Genomic DNA, 25064 nt, shown 5'->3' on the forward strand with positions numbered 1-25064 from the left:
GCCTTTTAGAATGAGCGAGGAAAATTACGAGATCGCGGCTCCGGCCCCGGCCATGCCGGGCGTGCGTGTAGCCATTCTGGGTACCGGTAAGATGGGCGGCATCCTGCTGCAGGCCTTCCTGAAGAACAACCTGCTCGCGCAGGACCAGCTCTTCGCCACCGTGCATCACCCCGAGCGCGCACAGGCCCTCTCCGTCCAGTTCGGCGTCGAGGTCACCACCGACAATCTGGCCGCCGCGCAACAGGCCGACGTCATCCTGCTTGGCGTCAAGCCCGTGCAGGTACCCGCGCTGCTCGAAGAGATCAAGCCCGCGCTCAACCCCTCCAAGATGCTGCTCTCCATCGCCGCCTCGGTCAAAACCCGCAGCATCGAAGAGGCCGCAGGCTGCGAGCTGGCCGCCGTTCGCGCCATGCCCAACACCCCCGCTACTCTCGCGGCAGGCATCACCGCGCTCTGCGCCGGCCGGTTCGTCTCCGCCGAGCAGATGGCCATCGCGCAAAAAATCTTTCAGACTGTCGGCCGCACCGTCGTCGTCGACGAAAAGCACATGGACGCCGTCACCGGTCTCTCCGGCTCCGGCCCTGCCTTCATCTACATCATCATCGAGGCACTCGCCGAAGCCGGCGTCAACGTCGGTCTCCCACGCGACGTCGCCACGCTGCTGGCCGCGCAGACCACGCTCGGCTCCGCCCGCATGGTGCTCGAGACCGGCTACCACCCGGCCCTGCTCAAAGACGCCGTCACCACCCCAGCAGGCTGCACCGTCGACGGCATCCTCGAGCTCGAAGAAGGCGGCCTCCGCGTCACCTTAATCAAGGCCGTTAAACGCGCAACCCAGCGTGCTAAAGAGCTGGCCGCAGGCTGATGCTCGTAAAATAGCTGCATGGCTACCACGACGGCATTGCCGGTAAAGCGAGTTCCTCAGGCGCTCGTACGCTACGCCTGGCTCGTCGTCGCCTACAACATCCTCGTCATCCTCTGGGGAGCCTTGGTTCGCGCCACGGGATCCGGAGCAGGCTGCGGAAATCACTGGCCTCTCTGCAACGGGCAAGTCGTCCCGCTTGCTCCACGCATCGACACCATCATCGAATTCACCCATCGCTGCATGACCGGCGGAGCAACCTTCGTCGTCCTCGGCCTTCTCATCTGGACCTTCCGCGCCACAATCAAAGGTCAGGCCGCACGCATCGCCGCCGTCGCCTCCACCATCCTCCTGGTCAACGAAGCCATCCTCGGTGCGCTGCTGGTCAAGCTCGGCTACGTCACCGGCAACCAGTCCACCGGCCGCGTCGTCATGCTCTCCATCCACCTGAGCAACACGCTGCTTCTGGTCGCCGCCATCACTCTCACCGCCGTCTTCCTCGGCACAGGCCAACTCACGCGCAACCTCCACCTCAAAGGCACGCGCGCCACGTGGACACTCCTCGGCCTCCTCGCCACCATCATCGTCGGCGTCAGCGGCTCGCTCGCCGCTCTCGGCGACACTCTCTTCCCCGCCTCCTCCCTGCGTGCCGCCGTCGAACAGGACCTCTCCTCCTCCTCACCCTGGCTGCTTCGCCTCCGCGGAGTCCACCCCCTCAGCGCCGTCATCGCCGCCGCCTTCGTCCTCTGGCTGCTCTCGCAGGCACGCCGTGCAGGAGCCAGCCGCCTCGCCACCATCGTCCTCACGCTCCTCGGAGCGCAGTTCGCCCTCGGCCTCCTCGACGTCATCCTGCTCGCTCCCACCTGGATGCAGATCCTGCACCTGCTCGGAGCCGACCTCTACTGGGTCGCCCTCGTCACCCTCGCCGCACAGCTCCTCTGGCCTCCGCAATCGCCAACATCCGCCACCTGACAAGCGTCTGTTTAAAACAGCAAAAAGCCCTCATCACTGAGGGCCTTCTACCAAAATCTCTTCTACTTCACTTTATCAACAGCCTTCTTCGTCTCGTTGGCTGTAGCGTCGTAGGCCTTCTTGGTGCCGTCTGCCGTCTTGTCGGCAACCTTCTCCGTGCCCTCAGCCGTCTTGTGATACGCCTTCTTCGTCGCGTGCGCGGTCTTGTGATACGCCTTCTTCGTGCCACTGGACACGTCATGCGCAGCATCCTTCGTTGCGACCTTCGTATCGTGTCCCGCCTTCTCCGCATCCGTCTTCAAATCCTGAGCCGACGCGCCAACAGCCATCGATACCGCAAGCGCCATTGCTCCAAAACGTACAATTCGCATAACTTTGATCTCCTCCGTGCCGCTTCGACACATTTTTTAGGGTGCGTTGAGAATAGCAGTAACAACTACTCTTCGCCACCCTGCTCGATAGCCCGGCTAACTCTGGTCCACCCTGCGCAGCCGTTGATTCTTGAGCAACAGCTCAGCCACCAGATGCTGCAGTCTCAGGTTCTCGACCTCCAGTTCGCGCACCCGCTCCTCTACGCCCGCGCGGCCATGAACCAACAGGATTGCCTGACCGACGCCATCCGCGGCACTCCTCGCTGCCACCCCAATCCTCTCTTCTTCAAACATCGAAACCTCGACGTATCCTTTTTGACGTTCGTCAACCCGATTCAGCTACAACTGCGCAGCAGACCCGAACGGCCGCCGCCCGCATCGCATCGTCTCGCGAAACCTCTCCCGCTCTTCCGGCGTCATCTGCTCCCATTGCTCGCGCATCCGATTCCTCCACATCTTCTTACCGCCCGAATGCCGGTGGAATCCGCCAAACAAAATCTTCGTCAACACCAGAAGCCCCAATGCCTGCCAGAACGTCAGCGCATGCAATCCGAAGAGCGCAGGCATCAGCGCATTCCACAGTCCTTTCACCACAAACCCTGCAATCGTCGCCATCAGCGCGATGCAAAGAACCACCTTTACCGCCTTTTCTACTCTGAATGCCCTCATCTCCATCTCCTTACCTTCAAACCAATCTTCCGTTACATCTCAAAATCGTCCTTCACCGCTTCCAGCCTCCGGCGAAGATGCAAAACCGCATACCGCTTGCGCGATAACAACGTGTTCATACTCACACCCGTCTGCTCCGCCAGCTCTTTGAAGCTTGTCCCCGTAACCTCGTGCGCCAGAAACACCTCGCGCTGTTCCCGCGGAAGCTCCTCCAATGCCTCCTCCAGCGCTTCCATCAACACATTCCGCGCATACACCGCCTCTGGCCCGTCATCGCCTGAAGGCAGCAAATCTTCGAGCAGCAGGGCACGCCCATCCTCCTCCACGCTCACCGGATCGCTCAGCGATCCCGTACGCCTTCCCCGAAACAGATCGACAATCCGATTCCGCGCCACTCGAAACAGCCAGCCCGTCACATGCTCAATCGGCTTCATCATCCGGTACGCTTCTACCAGCTCGTAGAAGACATCCTGCACAATGTCTTCCACATCCCCCGAATTGTTGACATGCCTGCGAATAAAGCTGCGCAGCCGCGGCTCATCGCGTTGCATCGCTTCATGCAAAAGCCTGTCCTGCTCGTTAACCGGCAAGCCGTCGATGGGCACGGGGTTCATTCACTCATAAAGACGGCCGGAGGCGTCCGATATTGCATCTAACCCAAATATTTCTCTTGTTACCCCTCCTGACCTCGACCGTCATGGGAAGTTAACATTGAAAAACCGGCAAGTACGGTAATCTCATAGACCTGTATGAGCGCTGACGGAAAGACAGCAGTCACTCCCGCCAAACGAGGAACGAAGAAGACCGCCTCTCCTTCCTCTGCCGATACTGCCACCCACCAGCCTGTCGAGCGGTTTTTCAACCGCGACGAGTCCTGGCTCAAGTTCAACCAGCGTGTACTCGAAGAAGCCGAGGACCCCACCAACCCGCTCCTCGAGCGCGTCAAATTCCTCGCCATCACCGCCAGCAATCTCGATGAGTTCTTCGAGATCCGTATCGCCGGCACCCTGCAGCGCATCGAAGACGGCGACAACCTGCCTCAGCCCATCGATGAAGGCGGCCTCACCCCTGAGCAGCGTCTCGGACGTCTCAGCAAACAGCTCACCGACTTCGTCAACGCGCAATACGACTGCTGGAACCAGCTTCTCCTCCCCGCCATGCTCGCCGAAAAGATTCGCGTGCTCCGCTGGGACGAGCTCAGCGAAGCCGCCCGCGAACATGCGCTCGCCTTCTACTCCACCGAAGTCGATCCGCTGCTCACTCCCGTCACCATCGACCCCTCGCATCCCTTCCCCCGCGTGCTCAATAAGGCCCTTTGCATCGCGCTGCTGCTGCGCCGCAAATCTCGCCTGAGCGCCGCTGCGAAGGCCGCGCCCGCGGCCCTCGGTGTCGTCACAGTTCCGCGCTCTCTCCCGCGCCTCATCCCCCTGCCCAGCGAAGCCGGCTGGAACGACTTCATCATGCTCCACGAGCTCATCGAAGCGCAGGTGGAGTCCATGTTCCGCGGCTACGAAATTCTTTCCCGCGCCGCCTTCCGCGTCACCCGCAACTCCAACCTCTACATGCAGGAAGAAGAGTCGCGTAACGTCCTCGAGAGCGTACGCACCGAGCTGCACAACCGCCGCAAAGGCGACGCCGTTCGCCTCGAGATCGAAAGCACCGCCACCGAAGAGATCGTCGAACGTCTGCGCCAGAACTTCGAGCTCGACCCCTGGCAGGTCTTCAAGACCCACGGCCCCGTCAATCTCTCGCGCCTCATGAACATGTACTCCGAGGTCAAGGAGCCCGCCCTCAAGTTCCCGGCCTTCTCCGGTGCCGAGCTGCGCCTCAGCAAAAAATCCGCCAACATCTTCGACGAGCTGCGCACCCGCGACATCCTCCTCCATCACCCCTTCGACTCCTACAAGGCCGTCGAGGGCTTCATCGAGGCCGGTGCCGAAGATCCGCACGTCATCTCCATGCGGCAGACCCTCTACCGCACCAGCAAAGACTCGCCCATCTTCCGTGCCCTCATCGAAGCCGCACAGACCAAAGAAGTCGCCGTCGTCGTCGAGCTCATGGCCCGTTTCGACGAAGACTCCAACATCCGCTGGGCGCGTGAGCTCGAGGATGCAGGCGTCGGCGTCTCCCACGGCATCTTCGGCTTCAAGACCCACTGCAAGCTCGCTCTGCTCGTCCGCCGCGATTCCGACGGCGTCGTTCGCCGCTACGCGCATCTCGGCACCGGCAACTACAACCCCGTCACCGCGCGCTTCTACACCGACATCAGCCTGCTTACCTCCAACCCCGATCTCACCCACGGCGCGCAGAAGGTCTTCAACTATCTCACCGCCGAAACCGAGTCGGAGACCTACGATCCTCTCCTCGTCGCGCCGCTCACCCTCGCCGACAGCCTCATCGCCCTCATCGAGCGCGAAGCCGCACACGCCCGCGCCGGCAAGCCGGCAGCCATCATCGCCAAGATGAACGGTCTGCTCGACCGCCGCACCGTCGAGGCGCTCTACGCCGCCTCGCAGGCCGGAGTGCAGATCGACCTCATCGTGCGCGGCATGTGCTCCCTGCGTCCGGGCGTCAAAGGCATGAGCGAAAACATCCGCGTGCGCAGCGTCGTCGGACGCTTCCTCGAGCACAGCCGCATCTTCTGCTTCGCCGACGGTGGCCACGAGAAGATCTACTGCGGCAGTGCCGACTGGATGCCCCGCAACCTCATCGAGCGCTGCGAGGTCGTCTTCCCCATCACCGGCCCCGAGTTGAAGAAGCGCCTCCGCGACGAGATCCTGGCTGCCTACCTCAAAGACAACACCAAGGCCCGCCTCCTCCAGCCCGACGGAGAATACATCCGCGCCCATCGCACCGGTGCCCCCTTCATCGCACAGGAGTACCTGATGAAGATCGCCTGCGGCCCCACACCCAAGCAGGAAAAGAGCTAAGCCAGCACCTACCACAAACTGTTTTGATATCGTGACTCCGCGATAGATCATCCAACGAACACGAATCGATCTCCGCAGCATGGGCCATTCGCGCAGCAGCGCGAACCGCTTTCCAGGCGTCCCATCCAGAGCGTCTCCGCGTGCGTGCCACGAACCGCCTCTAGGTACGCCAAGCCTTCAGGCTTGGCCCTCTAAAACAAAACCGCCGCGAAGCGCCCACCACTCTGCCGAAGGCTCGGGGTCCCCGACGAACTCGTTAGGGTGACAGGCTGGAGTGAAACTGCAGCACAACAACCCTCCGGCATTTGGAGCGAAGCCGCTCGTGCCCAGCCATCAAAGCTGGCCCCCTTCATGGCGCAGCTTCATCGCAACATGGGCGGGATCATTCGCACAAAAAGCACGAACCGCCTCTAGGTACGCCAAGCCTTTAGGCTTGGCTCTCTAAAACAAAACCGCCGCGAAGCGGCAACCGCTCTGCCGAAGGCCGGAGTGAAGCCGAAGGCGAAACGACCCCGCCAACTGGAGCGAAAACTCTGTCAAGCCCCCAAAAATCGCAACTCTCTCATTCCAAAGCAAATAAACCTACAAAAATCTGCCAATAAGTTTCCCTCATTTCGCTACACTTAAATCAGCAAACAAAAAGCCCCGGTCCAAAAGGACCGGGGCTAACTCTTTATAAATCAATATTTTGATATCTAAATCACATCAAATCAATATTTTATCCTGTGCAAATCGTGCAAAATATGATGAATAAAGAACTTACCCCTCCCCACCCCGGGGGGAGGGGGGGTCACCTACTGCACCGTATAAGTCAAAACCACACTGTGCACACGAGATGTTGATCCACTCGATCCGGTACCAGTAATCGTAATGTTGTATGTCCCCTTGGCAGCCGGTGTTGTCGTCGTTCCACCACCGCTTCCCGACGACGAAGAAGAAGAGGAGGAGCTTCCTCCACCGCATCCGCTCGCCGTTACGACTGCAGCCGAAAGCACAATCGCAAGCAGTGAAGCTCCCAAGCGCCTGCGCCGCGGCACCGTCACCAGCAAAAGACCCGCCAGTGTGACACCGGAACCGGCAACATACCACGGTGAACCGCCATGCGATCCATGCGCTGCCGCAGTCTTGACCGAAGAGGAAGCCACCGTCGCCGTCAGCACAAACTGCGTCGTCACCGCACCCGATGACGAGGTAATCGTCACCGGCTTCACCGAAAACGAATAACCCAGCAGATCGCCCGTATCCGAGTTCGCCGTCAGATTGATGCTCCCCGTAAAGCCGGCCGTCGGCGTCACCGTCAGCGTGACCGCCTGAGCCGTGCCACCCGAAGCCACGGTCAGATTCGAAGCGCAGGGAGTAATCGAAAAATCAGGCGACGTCGTCGAAACCACATCGATCTGTGTAACAAGTCCCGTGTTGTTCGTATTCGACAACAGAGCTCCCTTCGAACCGGTGAAGATCGAATCGCCCGAATAAACTGCACTCACGTTATGCAATCCGGAACTCAGCTTTGTCGTGTCTAGAGAAATCTGCGCCGTCCCATTGTTGAGCGACACAGGACTTCCAACCGCCGCGTTGTCGACAAAAAGCTGCACCGTTCCCGTCGGCGTCGTCGTGGACGATCCAGCGCTCGCAACCGTCACGTTGAAGCTGTAGTTATTCGTCGTCAGCCCGCAGGTGGCCGCAGTCGCAGTCAGAGTCGTTGTCGATGATTGTGTTGTCGTCACCGCGGCCGTTGGCGTCACCAGCGACCAATACTGCACCAGGTTCGCCACATCCAGCGAGCCCAGTCCCGAGGCCTGATCGTAGCCCTGCCCAGCCGAAAAGCCGATCGAGCCACCGTTCTGGCAGTTCGGCGTTCCCTGAATGCAGGCAATCGAATTGTTGCCCGACGTAATGTCATGGAAAACGTTGTTGTAATACTGGCTGTTCAGGATGCCATAGAGCTTCGGATTAATGTTTCCGAGACCGCCGGTCCCGAGCTTCTGCTCAAGCAGAGCCAGCATGCCCGCAAACGAGGGAGCGGCTGCCGAGGTTCCACCGACAATATTGAAGACGCCGGAAGCGTTGGTAAACCCGTTCGAGCACGACCCTTGCGAGCAGACGATATAGCCATCATGCGACGCTGCTGCTGCTAAGGAAATATCGGGAACATCACGCGATGAATCGGCTGGAACTCCAGTGCCTGTCTGCCAGGAAGGCTTCGAGAAGAAAGCGCTCGCACCGCCTCCGCCCGAACCGCCGGCCGTAAGCCCCGTGCTGCTTGAGGACTCATTCCACGGGGATTCGGGAATATAGCTCTTCGCCGAACCGGCATAACTGTTCGTCCCATTCGATGTATTCGACGAATTCCAGTAGGCACTTGCGTTGCTGACGTCACCGGAGAACATCGTTCCACCGGCCGCTGTCGCAAACGGCGAACTGGACGGGAAGTCCACCGCAAGCCCGCCACTTGCAAGCCCTGTAGCATCGCAATCGGTCGCACCCGCATCTCCTGATGCCACAATGACCGTTGTGCCCTGTGCATTTGCCTGTTGCAAAATCAGGTTAATGCTGTTGATCGAAGACTGCCCCCATGCCGACTCGCAATTGCCATAACTCATCGAGATGATCGGAGCCGCGTTGGTTGAAACTGCATACGACAGAGCATCAACAACAGAAGCTGTGCTGCTCGCACCAACTGTAACAAACTTGATCGTCGCATTCGGAGCGATTGCGCCCGACCACTCCACGTCAAGCTGCGCTTCGGTCACATCGGAGTTAACGATGCCAGTTCTATATCCGGTTGCCGTAACAATGGTTGGCGCATTCGTCGGCAAGCCTGACAAAGAACGGAACGTCGCCACATCTGAGGTGCTGATGTCGGTCTGTCCTACGATGGCAATCGTGATTCCCGAACCATTGATGGACTGCGACAGTAACGGCCCTACATCGTAGATCGTGAAGAAGTCACCAGGTGCTAGATAATGATTTCCTTTCGGCGATGTATACATAGGACGCACAACAGAGTGTGCGCGCGGCTTAAAGTCGTTCAAACCTCTGACGCCTGCAACCAGGCTTGCAATCGCAATCGGAAGCTGCGGATCGGTGACATTCGAGATATGTCCGACACCATCCTCTGAGAACGCATGAATGTTCGTGCTGAAGGCACTTTCGATCTGCCCAACCGTTCCGCTCACCGTTACATAGTTCATACTGGGCGCGACAGAGGTCACCGTCAGCCCTTTGCTCTGCAGCCAGGACTTGACCTTGTTCATATCCGAGCTCGACAAGCCAAACCTCGCGCCAAATTGCTGCGGCGTCAGCCATTTGTGATATTGCGGCGAGTTCGGGTTCTGCTGATCGCTCAGCAGCTGCGTCAAATCGGCCTGCTGAGCATCGGTCAAATTAAAGTAAAGCGTCACCAGCGGCAACGCTGTATTGGCCTCTGCTTCGCCCAGGTCGGTTGCCAACCGGGCTCTCGCAGGAATGGTCTTGTTGATCGTAGCGCGCTCGCCATCCTGGATGGCGGTTTGAATTCGGCTTTGCGACGCTGCATGCAGTTGCTGGCCCAATGAACCAAAAGCCATGAATGCAAGGACTGAGATACGGGAAAACAACCGGCTGCTGATCGACATGTTCTTACTCAACCCAGTTTCTTTAGCGTGAGGCGCTCATTTCGATATCACATGGTGGCTCCCATTACCCGGCAGCCAATATGAAGGAAACACCTGCTTAGACCTAAAATTGGGAAAAAGGTTTCGTTCGTCTGAAACTTCCATCTTCAGGCGCAGGTATAACTTACCTCAAACAGACGAGTTTTGCTCGCAGCGGGACGCACCACATTTTTTGAGGAGATGCATGTCCCGTTATTGAACGGTAACTTGATATTGATCGGTGTGGCGAACCGTATTGACGCCGTCGCTGCCTGCCGTCGTGATGGTGAACGTCAGCGTGCCAAGCGGAGTTCCCGGGTCAGTTATAGTGCCACCGCCGCCACCGCCGCTACCGCTGCTCGTCTTGCCCGTACCACAGCCGAAGTTCGCTGTTACGGCAACCGCAGCAAGCAGCAGAAGCAGCTTCGACCAACCGGCGCGTCTCCTGGGAATGCCAATCCAGAGAAGCGCAGCCAGCGCCGTACCTCCAATCAAATTCCATTGGCTATCGGGGCGTTGATTCTTTGACGTCTGCGTTATTGTTGTCGCCGCCGTTGTCGTAATCTGCAGCGTTGTGCTGCCGCCACCGGTCAGTGTGATTGGGCTGAAGGAACAGGTCGTCTCTGTGTTGGGCGGAGGTGTGCATCCGAAGGTGACCGTACCATTGAAGCCACCTACCATTCCCAGCAGCATGACGGCCTTGCCGGATTGACCGGCCTTCAGCGTAAGGGTTTGAGGAACCTTCGTCAGGGTAAAGTCGGCTATCGTAATCGGCAATGTAGAGGATGTTGCCGCGTTGAAGTTGGCATCACCGTTGTAGATCGCGTAGATACTATGCGATCCGGCGAGAAGACCCGTTGTCGAGAAAACTGCAATCGATTGGTTCGGGCCATTCGGCGTCACGGCCGTGGCCGTACCCAGCTGCACCACCGAACCATTGAAGGTGTCGTAGAAGACAACATTGCCTGTCGGACCGACGGAGTTCGTTGCCGTCGTATAAACGGTTGCAGTCAAAATCAGATTAACGCCAGCAAGCGACTTCGCAGTATTCGAAGTCAACGTCAGCGTCGCTGGCAACAAAATAGGCTGAACGGATTGCGGTGATGATGTGCTCGTATTCCAGTTGGAGTCTCCGCTGTACTTCGCAACAATGCTGTGCTGTACATTGCCGGAGAGCGCCTGACTGGTTGTGGCCTGATTCGTTGCCACCGCGGCTGTCGCAATCAATTTGCCGTTGTCATAAAACGACACGTTACCCGAAAAGCTATAGGTTAGCTTGCCGTTGCCGTTGTTATTGATGACTGCAGTCAAAGTAACCGGTTGGCCCGCCAGCGGAGCAGAAGGCGACAGACTAAGAGTCGTCGTCGTGTTGCCCTTGGTCGTGGTGAAGGTCAGGTTCTTCGGCGACTGGCACTGGAAGTCCTGGTTGCCGGCGCAGGTCACCTGAACTGTATATGCATTCGTCTGCGGAGAAGGGGCATCGATGTTGATGTTTGCCGTAGCGGTATTGCCGCCCGGATTTGGCGAAAGCGTAGCCGAATACACGCTGCCGGTGATGCCCTGGATCTGGGCTGAGACGGTGCCGGATGGCGATCCCGAGGAGTTCGGTAGTGCAACCGTTGCAGTGATCGTCGCGGTGCTTCCATATGGCACGTTCTGCTGCGGCGAGATCACCGCCGTCAGAGTCGCATTCACAATGCTGACGGTGATAACAACATTACTTGTGCTGGCGCTGCCGGCATAGCTTGAGTCTCCCGAATAGGTCGCGGTCACGGAATAAGTGCCCACATCGAGATTACTCACCGTAAAGCTCGCCGTGCCGTTGCTCAATTGCGAGGATCCGATTGTGCCCTGCGCGCTGGTAAACGTAACCGTTCCGGTTGGGTTTGCGGTTGCGTAGGACGACGGCGTGATCGTTGCCTTCAATGTGATCGGCGTGCCATAGCCAACGGCATACTGATCTGCCGTCAATGCTGTCGTTGTGCTGATTGCACCTGTGGCCTTTGGAAAGACCTTGACGAGAGTCTTCAGGTCAACGTTTCCAAGGCCGGTGGAAGACTCCCATGTACCGTTTGCGCCGTCCGTTTGGGTGTAGAGATCCGGTGTCGATGCAAGCGAGTAAAGCGTGGCATTGATGTTTCCCTGCCTGCCATCGCTCTGCTGCTCGATGGTCGTCAGCGCCTTCGTGAAGTCTTCAACCGAACTTGCCGTCAGGTCAGGCGTGTGCCGGAGAGCATCGTTCGGCAGGCCAGGTGCTGCTTGCCATGCCGGACGGGCATCCTCGGGAGTGACCGCACTGACGGGAGCGGTGACGATCGCCGTCGCATCCGCGAGATTTGCCGTCTGCGTGGCGGCAGTCTGATCACATGCGCTTGACGTGACGACGGTGATGCCCTGAGCACTGGCCTGACGAAACAGCGCGCGATAGGCTTCGTACTCGGCGGCAGTCTGTGTTGCCGTACAGTCGCTTGTCGTCAGCGTGAGAATCGGAGAGGTGTTGGCATCAATCGCTGACGCCGCCGCATCAAGCGGATCAGAAGCATCGCTGGAAAGTATCGTCGTCACACCAGCGGACGAGATCGCCGCGACACGTGTCTTCGCACTCGCAGGCATATCGTCCAACCCCGAGACAGCAGCTACCGTGGAAGAGACGGCCAATGGCATCGACGGAAGGTTTGTACTCGCGTATCGCTGGGTACCCGAGACCAGATAGCTGCGAAGCGAGACCGAAAACGCCCGCTGCACGCGATCCGCAGTGCCGGAAACCACAATGCGCATTTTGGCAGGAGAGACTGCATCAACCGACAGTCCCTGCGATGCAAGCCAGGCAGTCGTCGCTGCAAGCTGATCGTCGGTGACGCCATAGCTGGAGGCAAACTGCTGCGGAGTAATCCAATGATGGTACTCGGAGCTGCCAACCTTGGTCTGATTCGCTAGAAGCTGGTCGAGCGCCGCTGCGCGCTCTGGCGTTGGCGCAAGCCGCAGGGTAAGCCGCATCGGCTGCGAGACAGGGAGAACACCAGCATCCACAACATCCGTTCCCTGCTCTATGGAGCTAATCGTACGTGCGGCCACAAGCTGGCGCTGCGCGTGCAGAAACGGCGTCATCATGCCAATAAGCAGAAGTGCCATCGCAAGCGACGGGAAAAAAGCAGGGACTCGGCGATGGACAAAGCGACGCGTAACCATAGGTCTTCCGCATGATGGTTACAAACGTGCTTTAAAAAGACAATGCAAAATCCCGGCCAAAGGAGGTAATGACGCTGATGCTTTTGTGGGATGCCCTGTCCACCGGGCGATCCGTCACAATGGATAGTTACAGAGAATATTTGCCTGCGCGAATAACGTGCTGTGCAACTTGTCGCCGCAGGCTGATCGTGTCTGCGGGATCGTGCTTCGCCAGCCTGCGCAAGATGGCGAGTTGCGTCCGCAGCATGTCTCCCTCAGCAACAGCCGCAATGATCCGGCGCGCCGCAAGCTCGATTTTCTCCATCGCCTGCGCGGCATAGATGCGGACCATTGCCACGGGAATCTCTGCGGAGCCTTTCTTCGACAGCTTCTCCGCACGAAGAATCGCCGACTCCATCGCGAAGACCTCGATGATCATATCGGCAATCGCGCTCATCACCTCTTGCTGATCGGCAAGCTGCTGCATGTACTTCTGCGTCGCGGCTCCGGCGGCAAACAAGGCTAGCTTCTTCGCACTCGACAGCAGTCCGAACTCCTCCGCGAGCGGTCCTTCGCGATCCTCTTTCTCAACCGGGCCAGCCATCACCTCGTCCATCAACTGTTTGATCGCTGGCATCAGAGCCAGCTTTCCGCTCATCGCCGACTTCATCAGCCAGCCTGTAATGATCAGGCGATTAATCTCGTTTGTGCCTTCAAAGATCCGGTTGATGCGCGAATCACGATAGGCACGCTCTGCCGGATACTCCTCGACATAACCGTAGCCTGCGTAAATCTGCAGCACCTCATCCACAACTTTGTCGAGCATCTCTGAATCCCATACCTTGCAGATGGAACACTCGACGGCGTAATCCTCAATCGCCTTCTGAATCGCAGCCGTATCATGCTTGTCCACGCCTGCCAGTGCCGTGTCGATCATGCCTACGGTGCGATAGCTCAGCGCTTCGCCGACGAAGACACCGACAGCGCAATCCGCCAGCTTCTCCTGAATGAGACCGAACTCCGAAATGGACTTCCCGAAGGCCTTGCGCTCCTTCGCATATCCGATGCCGCGCCCCAGACACATGCGCGCTGCGCCAACTGCCGCATTGCCCAGCTTGTATCGCCCTACGTTGAGGATGTTGAAGGCGATGTGATGCCCCTTGCCAACTTCGCCGAGCAGGTTCGATGCAGGAATCTTGCAATCGGCAAGAATCAGCGGACAGGTTGATGAACCACGAATGCCGAGCTTGTGCTCTTCCTTGCCAACCGTAAAGCCTGGCGTTCCCTTCTCCACCAGGAAGGCAGTGAGCCTTTCCTTGCCGGCGTCCTTACCTTCCTTCACCTCGCACTTGGCGAAGATGGTAAAGATGTCGGCAAAGCCCGCGTTGGTGATCCACATCTTCTCGCCATTAAGCGTATAGGTCTTGCCGTCTTCCGACAGCACCGCGCGTGTCCTCGCATTCACCGCATCTGAGCCGGACGTCGACTCCGAGAGTGCGTAAGCGCCGATGAACTCTCCGCTCGCGAGCTTGGGCAGATATTTTTTCTTCTGCTCCTCGGTGCCATACCAGACGATCGGCAGGGTGCCGATGCCGACATGCGCGGAGAAGGCAACCGAGAAGCTGCCCTGCTTGGCAATGTTGTCCGCAATGATGGCCGAGGTCACCTTGTCCATCTCCAAGCCACCGTATTCCTCGGGAATATCGACGGAGGTCAGGCCGAGTTCGCTTGCCTGCTTGATGAGCTTGCGCGTCACGGAAAAATCCTTGGCCTCAATCTGATCGGAGAGGGGCACGATTTCATTGGTTGCAAACTCTGTCGTCGTCTGCGCGATCTGGCGATGCTCCTCGCTGAAGTCTTCAGGAAAGAAGCAGTCGGCGGGGGCAGCGTTTGAGATAAGGAAACTTCCGCCGGGGATGATCTTTTTCTCGCTGGATATGGGAGTCGTCATTGTGGCCATTGCAATTTCTCCTTGCAGAAAACTTAGTTAGAAGCCTCGAAGATTCCGGCGGCTCCCATGCCTCCGCCGACACACATCGTCACCATGCCGTACTTCGCATTTCGTCGCGGCATCTCTCGCAGCAACGTCGCCGTAAGCTTGGCTCCAGTACAACCGAGTGGATGGCCGAGTGCGATGGCTCCTCCGTTGACGTTGAGCTTGGCTGGATCGATGCCGAGCACTTTGATAACGGCGAGCGATTGTGCGGCAAAGGCTTCGTTGAGTTCGATCACGTCGATCTGATCCAACGTTAGGCCTGCCATCTTCAGCGCTTTGGGAATCGCATGAATCGGGCCGATACCCATCTCCTCCGGATCGCAGCCTGCATAGGCAAAGGCGATGAACTTTGCCATCGGTTTAATGCCTAGCGACTTCGCGCGCTCTGCCGACATAACAACGGCAGCAGCCGCGCCATCCGAGGTCTGCGACGAGTTGCCCGCCGTCACTGTTCCCTTGGCGTGGAAGACCGGCTTCAGCTTCGCGAGTGCTTCCAATGAAGTATCGGCACGCGGCCCCTCGTCGATTTTGAATACCGATTCCACTGGCTTCGCCTTGCCCTTGCCATTCGGTGTTGTTGTCGTTACTGCCACGGGAACGATTTCGTCATCGAACCTGCCAGCGGCGATCGCGGCCAAAGCTTTCTGGTGACTCTCAAATGAAAACTGGTCCATCGCCTCGCGCGTAATGCCGTAATGTACGGCAACTCGCTCCGCCGTCAGTCCCATCGACATGTAGGAACCAGGGTAGTTATCGACCAGCCACGGATTGACGGAGATTTTGTTGCCGCCGAAAGGTACGTACGACATGCTCTCCGTGCCGCCGGCAACGATCACATCGGCAGAGCCTCCGCGAATACGATCCGCCGCGAGCGCGATACTCTGCAGGCCGGATGCACAGTAACGATTAATCGTCATCGCGGATGCGGTCACCGGCAGACCGGCGCGAAAGCTGGCAACGCGGGCGACGTTCATGCCCTGCTCGGCCTCGGGCATCGCGCAGCCAAGGATCACGTCCTCGATCTCTGATTGATCAAGTTGCGGAATGCGCTCAAGCGCTCCAGTAATAGCCGTGGCCGCCAGATCGTCGGGCCGCGTCGTGCGAAGCGTTCCGCGTGGAGCTTTACCAACTGGAGTGCGAACTGCGGAGGCGATGATGACTTCGTTCATGATGCTGATTCCTTCCTGCTAATTCCTCAGCGGCTTGCCGGTCTTGAGAGTAAAGGCGATGCGCTCCTGGGTCTTCTTCTCGCCGCACAGCGACACGAATGCTTCGCGCTCCAGATCGAGCAGGTATTGCTCGCTCACCGGCGTTCCCGGCGTCACCTTCCCTCCGGCAAGCGCATAGGCTACCCAGTTCGCGATCTTCACGTCATGGTCCGAGATGTACTGCCCCTCGCGCATTGTCCACACCGCAAGCTTCAACGTAGCCAGTACCGACTCTCCCGGAGCCGGAATATCGGTACGCGGCACCGGCGCGGCATAGCCTGCGTCCGCCAGGGCCCGTGCGCGAAGCTTGGCATCGGTCACCAAGCGGTCGCGGTTCACCGTGATGTTGTCGGATGGATACAAAAAGCCAAGCCCTTTAGCCTCTGCGGCACTGGTCGAGACTGTCGCTTTGGCAATCGTCTCGAAATTTTTCTTGATTGCCTCGAAGATCTCGACACCCTCGCCGCGGGCATCGAGACGAATGCTCGATCCGGCTTCAATACCACGCAGCAGCATCTCCTTGCAGCCACCACCGCCCGGAATCAGGCCGACGCCAGCCTCGACCAAACCCATGTAGAGCTCTGCGTGTGGCTGACGCGCTGCGGCGTGCAGGCTGATCTCGACGCCACCACCCAGACACATGCCATACGGAGCCACAACCACAGGCCGCGGACAGAACTTGATGATCTGCGTCATGTTCTGGAAGGACCTCACCATCAGGTCAACCTCGTCCCACTCCTCTTCCTGAATCGCGAGCAGAAGCTGCATCAGGTTGGCGCCCACTGAAAAATTGGCCGAGTCGCCCGTGATGACAAAGGCTTCGAAATTTGCCACCTGCTCGCTCGCAGGCTTCAGCACCTGCGTAATCAGCGAGACGATATCGCCACCCAGCGCGTTCATCTTCGAGTGCAGCTCAATCGCCGCGACTCCATCCCCAAGGTCTACGACCGATGCGCCGGGATTTTTCTTCACGACTCCATGCGCCTTCTTGATGATGGCGACCGAACCTGTGCCCTCAGCAGCGGGGACAGGTTTGTAGCTTGCACTGAATGGATCGAAGTAGAGCCTTCCACTGGGTACGCTCGCATCATCCTTATACCAATTGGGATTTGGCTCGCCGTTCTTCTCCGCCCACACAAGAAGCTTTTCTACATTTGCGGCGATGGGAGCTCCAGCTGCGCGCATCTTCTCCGTCGTAGCACGTACCCCTACGGCATCGAACAACTCAAACGGGCCAAGCTCCCAGTTGAACCCGGTCCGCATCGCCCTATCCACCTCAACAATGTTCTCTGCCGGCTCACCCGCTTTGTCCGAGACTCTATTCGCTGCATACGTAAACAGCTCCGTCAGCAGCGGCCAATAAAATGCAGCAGCTTTGTCGCTCCTGGCATCGCCGTGCAGCAGCTGGCTCACGCGCGCGGCGGTAGACTCGACATTCTTCGCCATCTCCAGCGCGGAAAACTTTGGCCGGCCCGCGGGCTGATACTCCAGCGTCTTCCAGTCGAGCGCAAGCCGAATGTCACGTCCCTCGGCGTCCTTGCCCGCCTTCTTGTAGAAACCCTGGCCAGCCTTATCGCCGATCCACTTTTTCTCGAGCATGGTGTCGATGAAAGCGGGAATCTTTACGTCGGTGCGCTCGTCTCCAATCGCAGCGGCCTTCGATTCAAAGTTGTGCGCGACGTGAGCCAGCACGTCGATCCCAACCATGTCGCCTAACCGAAACGTTCCTGTCTTCGGCCAGCCGACTGCAGAGCCTGTCAGTGCGTCCACCTCTTCGACGGTGAGCCCTTGCTGCTGCATCAGCCGAATGGCGTTGCCCATGGAGAATGTACCGATGCGGTTGGCGATGAAGTTTGGCGTATCGCGTGACCGCACGATCGCCTTGCCAAGCCTCTGGTCGCAGAAGTGTGCAATCGTTGCCACTGCCGCCGGGTCTGTCTCTGCCAGCGGAATGATCTCAAGCAGACGCATATAGCGTGGCGGATTGAAGAAGTGTGTGCCAAAGAAGAGTGGCCTGACTTCGGCTGGAAGCCCCTCAGCGAGACTCGCAATCGGCAGGCCGCTGGTGTTGCTGGTAAGAATCGCATCGCCCCGCCGATGCTTTACAACCTGCGCATAGAGCGCATGTTTGATCTCAAGATTCTCGGCAACGGCTTCAATGATCCAGTCGCAATCGGCGATCGACCCCATATCATCCTGAAAGTTGCCCGGCGTAATCAGCTTCGCGGATTCGACGGCATAAAAAGCCGCGGGCTTCGATTTCTTCAATCCATCGAGGGCAGATAGAACGATCCTGTTGCGCTCCTGCTTTGGAGCGGCCGCATCGATTCCCGGGGGCACGATATCGAGCAGCACAACAGGCAGCCCTGCATTGGCAATATGAGCCGCGATCCGCGACCCCATGGTTCCTGCGCCAAGCACGGCCACTTTACGAATCGTTCGGCTTGCTGAGTTGTTGCTGTCCATGCTGATGAAGCCTCTCCTGACCAAACTTCTAAACGCGGGTGAAGCATACTGAATGGTCATTCATTTCGTCAAGAAGGCCACATGAAGAGTTGATAAATCAATGCTTCTCAAGCAGTTCTTCGCTTGCATCCAGCGAAGCCGGTATGATGGCCTGCATAGAAAAAGTGGGTTCAAAAGAAGGAGATACAGTCCAAATGAAAACGTTCTCACGGAGAGAGTTTTGCGCGCTGAGCAGTGGTCTGACCGCAGGCATTTTTACCAGAAACCTGTGGGCTGCTCCTGCAAAGGGGGCGTATCAGCTTGTCGCCGCGACGGATCGCGAGCGCATCATGAAGGCCGCTAACGCCTATCTCTCCGACGCTCCTGTCACCGTAACCGCGACGCACAGCGATCGCAGCGCAGGCGGCCCTCACGACTTCTTCTCCGAAGCTGATTATTTCTGGCCCGATCCCCAGAACCCAGGAGGGCCTTATATTCGTCGCGATGGTGAGTCCAACCCAGCCAACTTCAACGGCCATCGCCAGGCAATGGTCCGTCTCAGCCTCATCGTGCCTGCCCTCACTGCCGCATGGCTGCTCACCCGTCAGAAGAAGTATGCCGATCATGCCGAACGCCATCTGCGCGCCTGGTTTGTCGATCCGGCAACACAGATGAACCCGAACCTCCAGTACGCCCAGGCCATCTTCGGTGTCACCAAAGGACGCGGCATCGGCATCATCGACACATTGCATCTGGTCGAAGTGGCACGCGCTGCAACCCTGTTGAACCGAGGCAATGCCCTAAAGAGCGGCCCGGAGATTCAACGATGGTTCTCGTCCTATCTTGAATGGATGCGCACCTCAAAAAACGGCATGGAAGAGCGTGACGCAAAAAACAATCACGGCACCTGCTGGGTTCTGCAAGCCGGCGAGTTCGCACGTTTCACAGGCAATGAAGAGGTAATGCAGTGGTGCCGAGACCGCTTCCGCAATACCCTCGTTCCCGGGCAGATCGCCCCCGATGGCAGCCTGCCCTTGGAACTTGCGCGCACCAAGCCTTACAGCTACTCCCTCTTCGACATGGATATCTTCTGCGGCCTCGCTCAAAGCCTTTCCACACCGCAGGAGGACCTATGGTCGTTCACCACGCCTGACGGACGTAATCTCAAAAAGCTGATGCAGTTTATGGTGCCTTTTATCGATGACAAATCGAAGTGGCCGTATAAACACGATGTCGAGCACTGGGAGGACTTCCCCGTCCGCAATCCTGCGCTTCTCTTCTCGGGAATCGCCTACGACCAGGCCGCCTATATCAATCTGTGGAAGCGCCTCAATCCGGACCCCACCGTGCCTGAAGTGATCCGCAACTTCCCCATACGCCAGCCTCTGCTCTGGATCTCATAAATTGGGGATTACATAAAAACGCCGTCGCTTGTATCGAGCGACGGCGTTTACTTTTAAGTTCAAGTTGGATTTACTTCTTCGCACCTGCGAGGCGATTCATCTCGTATCCCGCCATCAGGAAGCCGCCTACGCCGAAGACGTGGCTGGACGAAGCTTTGAACTTGCCCGGCTGCCCGTCGACAGGCTGAATCGATCCCAACCGGCCGTCTGCATAGACATGCTTCAACATGCCAGTCCAGGATTTCTCGACCACAGGCAGATAGGTCTTGCGATCGAGAATGTGCTCGTTGATGCCATACGCAATGGCATAGGTAAAGAAGGCCGAGCCTGAGATCTCCGGAAGATCGTACGCACCCGGATCGAGCAGGCCGGAGCGCCACAGTCCGTCTTCGCCCTGGATCGATTTCACTTCTTCGGCCATCTGCTTGAACTGCTCGATGTACTTGGCGCGGGTGGGGTAGTCCTTCGGCATGATCTCTAACACCTTCACCAGTCCACCCATCACCCAGCCGTTACCGCGCGACCAGTAGAGGTTACGGCCGTTGGCCTGCTTCTGCGTCAGGTAGCGCTCATCGCGGAAGTAGAGATGGTCTTGCTGATTGTAGAGCTTGTCTGAAGTGAGCCACCACTCATGATCCATGTAGTCCAGGTACTTCTTGTCGCCGGTTGCAACGTACATGCGAGCAAGCACTGGAGGTGCCATGTACAGCGCATCGCACCACCACCACAACAGCTTCGCCTCATCGGGACGAACGACCAGGCGGTCGAGATTCTCCTTCGTATTGGCCATGCGCACAGGCTTGCGAGCGCTCTTCGCATCGGCCAGATACAACGCCATGTAGGCCTTGCCGATCGCCATGTCGTCCGCGTGCGGAAAGCGGCTGTCGATCAGCTCCCACTTCTGCTGCTCAGAATATTTCAATACGGCATCGCTGAACTTCTTCTCGCCCGTTGCATTCGACGCGGCAATCAGGCCGTCATACAGCGCCGCATACGTCCACAGCCGGTTGAAGTGCGGCTCGGCAGCCTTCACCTGCCAGTCACCCACCTTTTTAATCACCGCCTGGATCGCTTTCGGTTTCAGCTCAGCGGAGATATCGGTGGCCAGGGGCCCTGGATCGTCGGGTGCGTCCCCTGTCATCTTCGAATCAGGCGGCACAGGTGCCTGTGCAAGCACATAGGAACCGGAACCAACCAGGCCAAGCGCAATCAAACCAACTGCACTGGCTCTGCGCCACGCAGACGACATCGGACAAAATTCAACAACTGACATAACAAAGTATTCCTTTCGGTTCAGGCAAGATCCTGGTTCATGACAAGAGCGACTGCACTGCGCAGCCGCGCGGTATTCCCTTCAAAGGAAGGCCGTAGCCTCGGTGCCTTTGAGAAAGCGTTATGTTTCAACTCTGCTTCGATCTTCGGCCCGAACATATGCCAGGCACTGGTGATATCGCCCACGATAATGATTTCGCTCGGAGCCAGAGCCGAAGCAATCATGCGCAGACCGCGCCCAAGAAACACCGACATCTTCTCCAGCGCCGTCACGGCATCCTGGTCTTCAGCCTGGGCCATCTTTACGAGCGCCGCAAACATAGCCGGAGCCCGCTTGCCACTGATCTCCTCGTAGTAGCGCAGCCCGGCGCTGTTCGACGCGACCGTCTCCCAACATCCTCTTCCACCGCAGCCACACTGCCGGCCATCGTGCACCATCTCGATATGGCCGAACTCGCCCGCCATCCCATTGGCTCCGCGCAGCAGTCGTCCGTTCGAGAAGATGCCCGTGCCGATTCCCTCCGACACGTTCACAACGACAATGTCTTCCAGACCATCGCTGTCCCCAAACCAAACCTCAGATAGCGCGCAGGCATTGGCGACGTTATCCATCTCCACGCGCAATCCTGTCGCACGATGGATCTTCGATTTGATGCTCTGGAGTGGCCAGTTGAGGTTCGGCGCAAAAATCAATTTCTGCAGATGCCGGTCTGCGCGCCCCGGCAGACTGATCCCTACACCATCAAAAGACTTATCCGAGTGATTCGCGATCAGTTTGCGAATCGCCGCGATAATCTGCGTCAATCCCTTGTTCGCATCGTTCGGAAGCGTCACAACATTCTGAGCAACAATCTTGCCGCCCAGGTCGGTTACAGCCACCGTCGTCTGTGCCGGATGAATATCCAGTGCGATCACCGCCCGCTGCTGGTTCAGCTCCAGAAAAGTTGGATGGCGTCCACGCGGCAGGCGGCCCGTCGATCCATCCAGCACCCAACGCTCCCGAATCAGGTCTTCGACAATCAGCGAGATCGTGCTTCGCTGCAGGCCGGATACGCGAGCAAGATCGGCTCGTGAGATAGGCTGGCGTGTCCGGATCAGGTTGAAGACGAGGCTGCGATTAATCTGCCTCGGCGTCTTGTTCGACGCACTCAGCTTCCGGGTAAATGTAAAGGCATGCGTTGGAGGGGTGGGCATCTACAATCTTCCGGACAAAGCTCCTAACTCATAAAAACAGCAGTTGAGACGTTTTACACCATCGTTTATAGCTTCATCCAGTCCCTTACCGGATGCTTGACATCCCTGCGAAGGAGTCTTTATACCACTCACAGCCGGACATTTGTAAGTGGTTTGAACTAAATGTGACCAAACCTATCTGCCGGCGCACTTCTGCCCCATCTGGGGCAATCATCTTCAAGGCCTGGTCCAACATGTATTCACGCCGGCAATTTCTTAAGCACAGCAGTGCCTCTGCTGCCTTCGCAGCAACTGCCCTCACGCGCTCCGCGCTCGGATCTTCTTTGGCGAGACTCGCTGCCGATCCCGCTCACCCCGACAATACACAACGCCTCTCTCATGGATGGGAATATCTGCAGGAAACCTTGAGTGGCCCGTGGGAGGTATGGCACAGCCAGGAGATCGCCTCCTGGCAGAGCATCGCCATGCCGCACTGCTTCAACGCCTACGATGGTTGCGATCCCGATACTGCCTGCTACCGAGGCAATGGCTGGTACCGAACGCACCTTCCCATCGCCAATCCGTATCCCAACGGCCGCACATTGCTCCACTTCGAAGGAGCCGGTCAGGACACCACCATCTACATCGGTGACACCCTCATCGGCAAACACGTCGGCGGCTACGACGAGTTCGTCTTCGATATCACCGAAGCGGTCGCCAAGCTTCCTCCTCCGCCTCCACCCGATCCTAAAAAGAAAAAATCCGCTGACGGAGTTCCTGTCGCTATCCTCTGCGACAACTCGCGCGATCTCGACCGCATGCCGTCAGACCTTAGCGACTTCACGCTCTATGGCGGCCTCTATCGCCACGTCAATCTTGTCTATGCCCCAGTTGTTTCGCTGGAGGCTGTGCACATCAAAACAACTCTGCCCTCGCCAAAGTCGCCAGCGCAGATTGAAGTCGTCGCCACGCTTTACAACCCCGTCAAGTCGACTGACACCGTAACTCTTACGACAGAAATTCTGGATACCGCCGGAACCACAGTACACACAGCAAAGCAAACCTTAGCTCCCTGGACGGGCACCAAATCGCTCACAAATTTCTCTCTCCGCTCGCCAAAGTTATGGAGCCCTGCAACACCGCATCTCTATCAATGCCGCATAACCCTCAGCACCTCCGGCAGCGAAATCACCTCGCATGAAACCTTCGGAATCCGCCATACGGAATGGGTCGACCATGGTCCCTTCAAGCTCAACGGGGAACGCCTCTTGCTACGCGGAACCCACCGACACGAAGACCACGCCGGTTACGCAGCGGCCATGCCCGACGACCTCATCGAGCAGGAGATGCACCTCATCAAAGAATTGGGCGCCAATTTCATCCGCCTCGCGCATTATCAACAGTCCCGCCGCGTCCTTGAGCTTTGCGACTCGCTCGGCATCCTCGTCTGGGAGGAGATTCCCTGGTGCCGCGGCGGCATCGGCAGCGAAGTCTTTCAGGAGATGGGACGTCGCACACTCCGCAACATGATTACGCAGCACTATAACCATCCCAGCGTCCTGCTATGGGGACTCGGCAACGAGGACGACTGGCCCACCGAATACCCCGAGGTGAACCAGCAGAAAATTCGCGCTTACCTTTCTGAACTAAACGACCTCAGCCATCAGCTCGATCCTTCGCGCATGACCACTATTCGCCGTTGCGACTTCGCACGCGATATCCCCGACGTCTATTCACCATCGATCTGGGCCGGTTGGTACAGCGGCACCTATCCCGAATACCAGAAATCCCTCGAGACACAACGCGAGCGCGTCAAGCATCTCTTTCACGCTGAGTGGGGAGCCGACAGCCACGCCGGCCGACACTCCGAAAATCCCGACAAGGCTCTCGCCGCAGTCGCCACAGGCCACGGTACCGACGAGCGCGGCCTCGCTTACCTCAAGTCCGGCGGCGATGCTCGCGTCTCGCGCGACGGTGACTGGTCCGAGACCTATGCCTGCAATCTCTTCGACTGGCACCTCAAAGTTCAGGACACCCTCGACTGGTTCGCAGGCTCCGCCCAGTGGGTCTTCAAAGACTTCACCACGCCGCTCCGCGTCGATAACCCCGTTCCCCGTATCAATCAGAAGGGCCTCATCACACGCGACATGCAGAAGAAAGAAGGCTACTTCGTCTTCCAGTCCTATTGGAGCGAACAGCCCATGGCACACATCTACGGTCACTCATGGCCCATCCGCTGGGGAGCTGAAGGTGAGCAGAAGATGGTCAAGGTGTACTCCAACTGCGAGACCGCGGAGCTCTTCGTCAATGGCGTCTCCGCTGGCATCCGCCACCGCAACAGCCAGGACTTCCCTGCAGCCGGCCTGCGCTGGATGACCCCATTTGTCGAAGGTACGAACAAACTCCATGTTGTTGCTAAGCGCGGTACGACCACCGTTACAGATGAAATTGAATTCATCTATCAGACTAAAGCGTGGAAGCCTCCTGCTGCATTCAAACTCCGCGAGCTTCATCGAGAAGCGGATAAAACGATCATCGAGGCTACGCTCCATGATGCGGATGGTACGCTCTGCCTCGATGCACGCAATCGAGTGAGGTTCACTGTCGCTGGAGACGGCAAATTGATGGACAACATGGGCACACCCGATGGATCACGCGTCGTCGAAGCCGCGAATGGACGCGTCCGAATCGGAGTCCGCCATACCGGCAACGGAGATGTCTCGGTAGCTGTCAGCAGCAACGGACTACCTACGACAGCGCTCGGTATCAAGCGAACATAGCCAGTAGAAGATGTTTTGAAATTGGCGGCCGCATCCTCTTCTAACCACAATTACGTTGCTCCTCCCGGAATATCAGCTCATCGATCTCCGGGAGGATTTTCTTTTGCACTCACATCTGCACTATTTCATCCGGCCATAGCCTCACGTTCAAGTCAGGTATAGTAAGTTTTCCGGCAGTTG

16 protein-coding genes are annotated in these 25064 nt (G+C 58.0%); 5 read left to right on the forward strand and 11 right to left on the reverse strand.

Translation table 11 applies throughout. The features are described from left to right. Positions 1-10 precede the first annotated feature (10 nt). Together proC and KFE13_RS03930 are read left to right on the forward strand one after the other, a co-directional pair. Entirely contained in the window at positions 11-865 is an 855-nt protein-coding gene (gene proC / locus KFE13_RS03925; protein WP_260705873.1) for a pyrroline-5-carboxylate reductase, read from the forward strand. Positions 866-883: 18 nt separating this feature from the next. After that, a complete protein-coding gene (locus KFE13_RS03930; protein ID WP_260705874.1) occupies positions 884-1834 on the forward strand; it encodes a COX15/CtaA family protein in 951 nt (316 codons plus the stop codon). Positions 1835-1896: 62 nt separating this feature from the next. On the opposite strand, the gene KFE13_RS03935 is transcribed toward KFE13_RS03930, so the two are convergent. From KFE13_RS03935 to KFE13_RS03950, 4 genes are all read right to left on the reverse strand, one after another. After that, positions 1897-2205 (reverse strand): hypothetical protein, encoded by a 309-nt coding sequence (locus KFE13_RS03935; RefSeq protein WP_260705875.1) that lies wholly within the window; start codon positions 2203-2205, stop codon positions 1897-1899. A gap of 96 nt (positions 2206-2301) precedes the next feature. Continuing rightward, positions 2302-2499, reverse strand: a complete 198-nt coding sequence (locus KFE13_RS03940) for a hypothetical protein (protein WP_260705876.1) — start codon at positions 2497-2499, stop codon at positions 2302-2304. Between the two features lie 45 nt (positions 2500-2544). Next, a complete protein-coding gene (locus KFE13_RS03945) occupies positions 2545-2874 on the reverse strand; it encodes a hypothetical protein (RefSeq protein ID WP_260705877.1) in 330 nt (109 codons plus the stop codon). 32 nt (positions 2875-2906) lie between these two features. Then, positions 2907-3488, reverse strand: a complete 582-nt coding sequence (locus KFE13_RS03950; RefSeq protein WP_260705878.1) for an RNA polymerase sigma factor — start codon at positions 3486-3488, stop codon at positions 2907-2909. A gap of 135 nt (positions 3489-3623) precedes the next feature. Between KFE13_RS03950 and ppk1 the strand changes: the two genes are divergently transcribed. Then, entirely contained in the window at positions 3624-5804 is a 2181-nt protein-coding gene (gene ppk1, locus KFE13_RS03955; protein ID WP_260705879.1) for a polyphosphate kinase 1, read from the forward strand. A 794-nt stretch (positions 5805-6598) separates the two neighbouring features. On the opposite strand, the gene KFE13_RS03960 is transcribed toward ppk1, so the two are convergent. The 5 genes from KFE13_RS03960 to KFE13_RS03980 all read right to left on the reverse strand — a co-directional run bounded on the left by KFE13_RS03960 (position 6599) and on the right by KFE13_RS03980 (position 18277). Then, complete coding sequence (locus KFE13_RS03960) at positions 6599-9421, reverse strand: protease pro-enzyme activation domain-containing protein (RefSeq protein WP_260705880.1); 2823 nt, start codon at positions 9419-9421, stop codon at positions 6599-6601. A 231-nt stretch (positions 9422-9652) separates the two neighbouring features. Then, entirely contained in the window at positions 9653-12628 is a 2976-nt protein-coding gene (locus KFE13_RS03965) for an Ig-like domain repeat protein (RefSeq protein WP_260705881.1), read from the reverse strand. A 127-nt stretch (positions 12629-12755) separates the two neighbouring features. Beyond that, a complete protein-coding gene (locus KFE13_RS03970; protein ID WP_260705882.1) occupies positions 12756-14567 on the reverse strand; it encodes an acyl-CoA dehydrogenase family protein in 1812 nt (603 codons plus the stop codon). 23 nt (positions 14568-14590) lie between these two features. Continuing rightward, complete coding sequence (locus KFE13_RS03975) at positions 14591-15772, reverse strand: acetyl-CoA C-acyltransferase (protein ID WP_260705883.1); 1182 nt, start codon at positions 15770-15772, stop codon at positions 14591-14593. 18 nt (positions 15773-15790) lie between these two features. After that, the gene (locus KFE13_RS03980; RefSeq protein WP_260705884.1) at positions 15791-18277 is read right to left on the reverse strand and encodes a 3-hydroxyacyl-CoA dehydrogenase/enoyl-CoA hydratase family protein; all 2487 of its coding nucleotides are present in this window, start codon (positions 18275-18277) and stop codon (positions 15791-15793) included. A 194-nt stretch (positions 18278-18471) separates the two neighbouring features. Here KFE13_RS03980 and KFE13_RS03985 point away from each other — a divergent pair, with 194 nt between their 5' ends. After that, positions 18472-19659 (forward strand): alginate lyase family protein, encoded by a 1188-nt coding sequence (locus KFE13_RS03985; RefSeq protein WP_260705885.1) that lies wholly within the window; start codon positions 18472-18474, stop codon positions 19657-19659. 70 nt (positions 19660-19729) lie between these two features. On the opposite strand, the gene KFE13_RS03990 is transcribed toward KFE13_RS03985, so the two are convergent. Beyond that, a complete protein-coding gene (locus KFE13_RS03990; RefSeq protein WP_260705886.1) occupies positions 19730-20932 on the reverse strand; it encodes a glycoside hydrolase family 88/105 protein in 1203 nt (400 codons plus the stop codon). 20 nt (positions 20933-20952) lie between these two features. Beyond that, a complete protein-coding gene (locus KFE13_RS03995) occupies positions 20953-22125 on the reverse strand; it encodes an ROK family protein (protein ID WP_260705887.1) in 1173 nt (390 codons plus the stop codon). Between the two features lie 323 nt (positions 22126-22448). Here KFE13_RS03995 and KFE13_RS04000 point away from each other — a divergent pair, with 323 nt between their 5' ends. Then, complete coding sequence (locus KFE13_RS04000) at positions 22449-24884, forward strand: glycoside hydrolase family 2 protein (protein ID WP_260705888.1); 2436 nt, start codon at positions 22449-22451, stop codon at positions 24882-24884. Positions 24885-25064 lie beyond the last annotated feature (180 nt).

It is taken from the genome of Edaphobacter flagellatus, assembly GCF_025264665.1.
In the GTDB taxonomy this organism is placed as follows: domain Bacteria; phylum Acidobacteriota; class Terriglobia; order Terriglobales; family Acidobacteriaceae; genus Edaphobacter; species Edaphobacter flagellatus.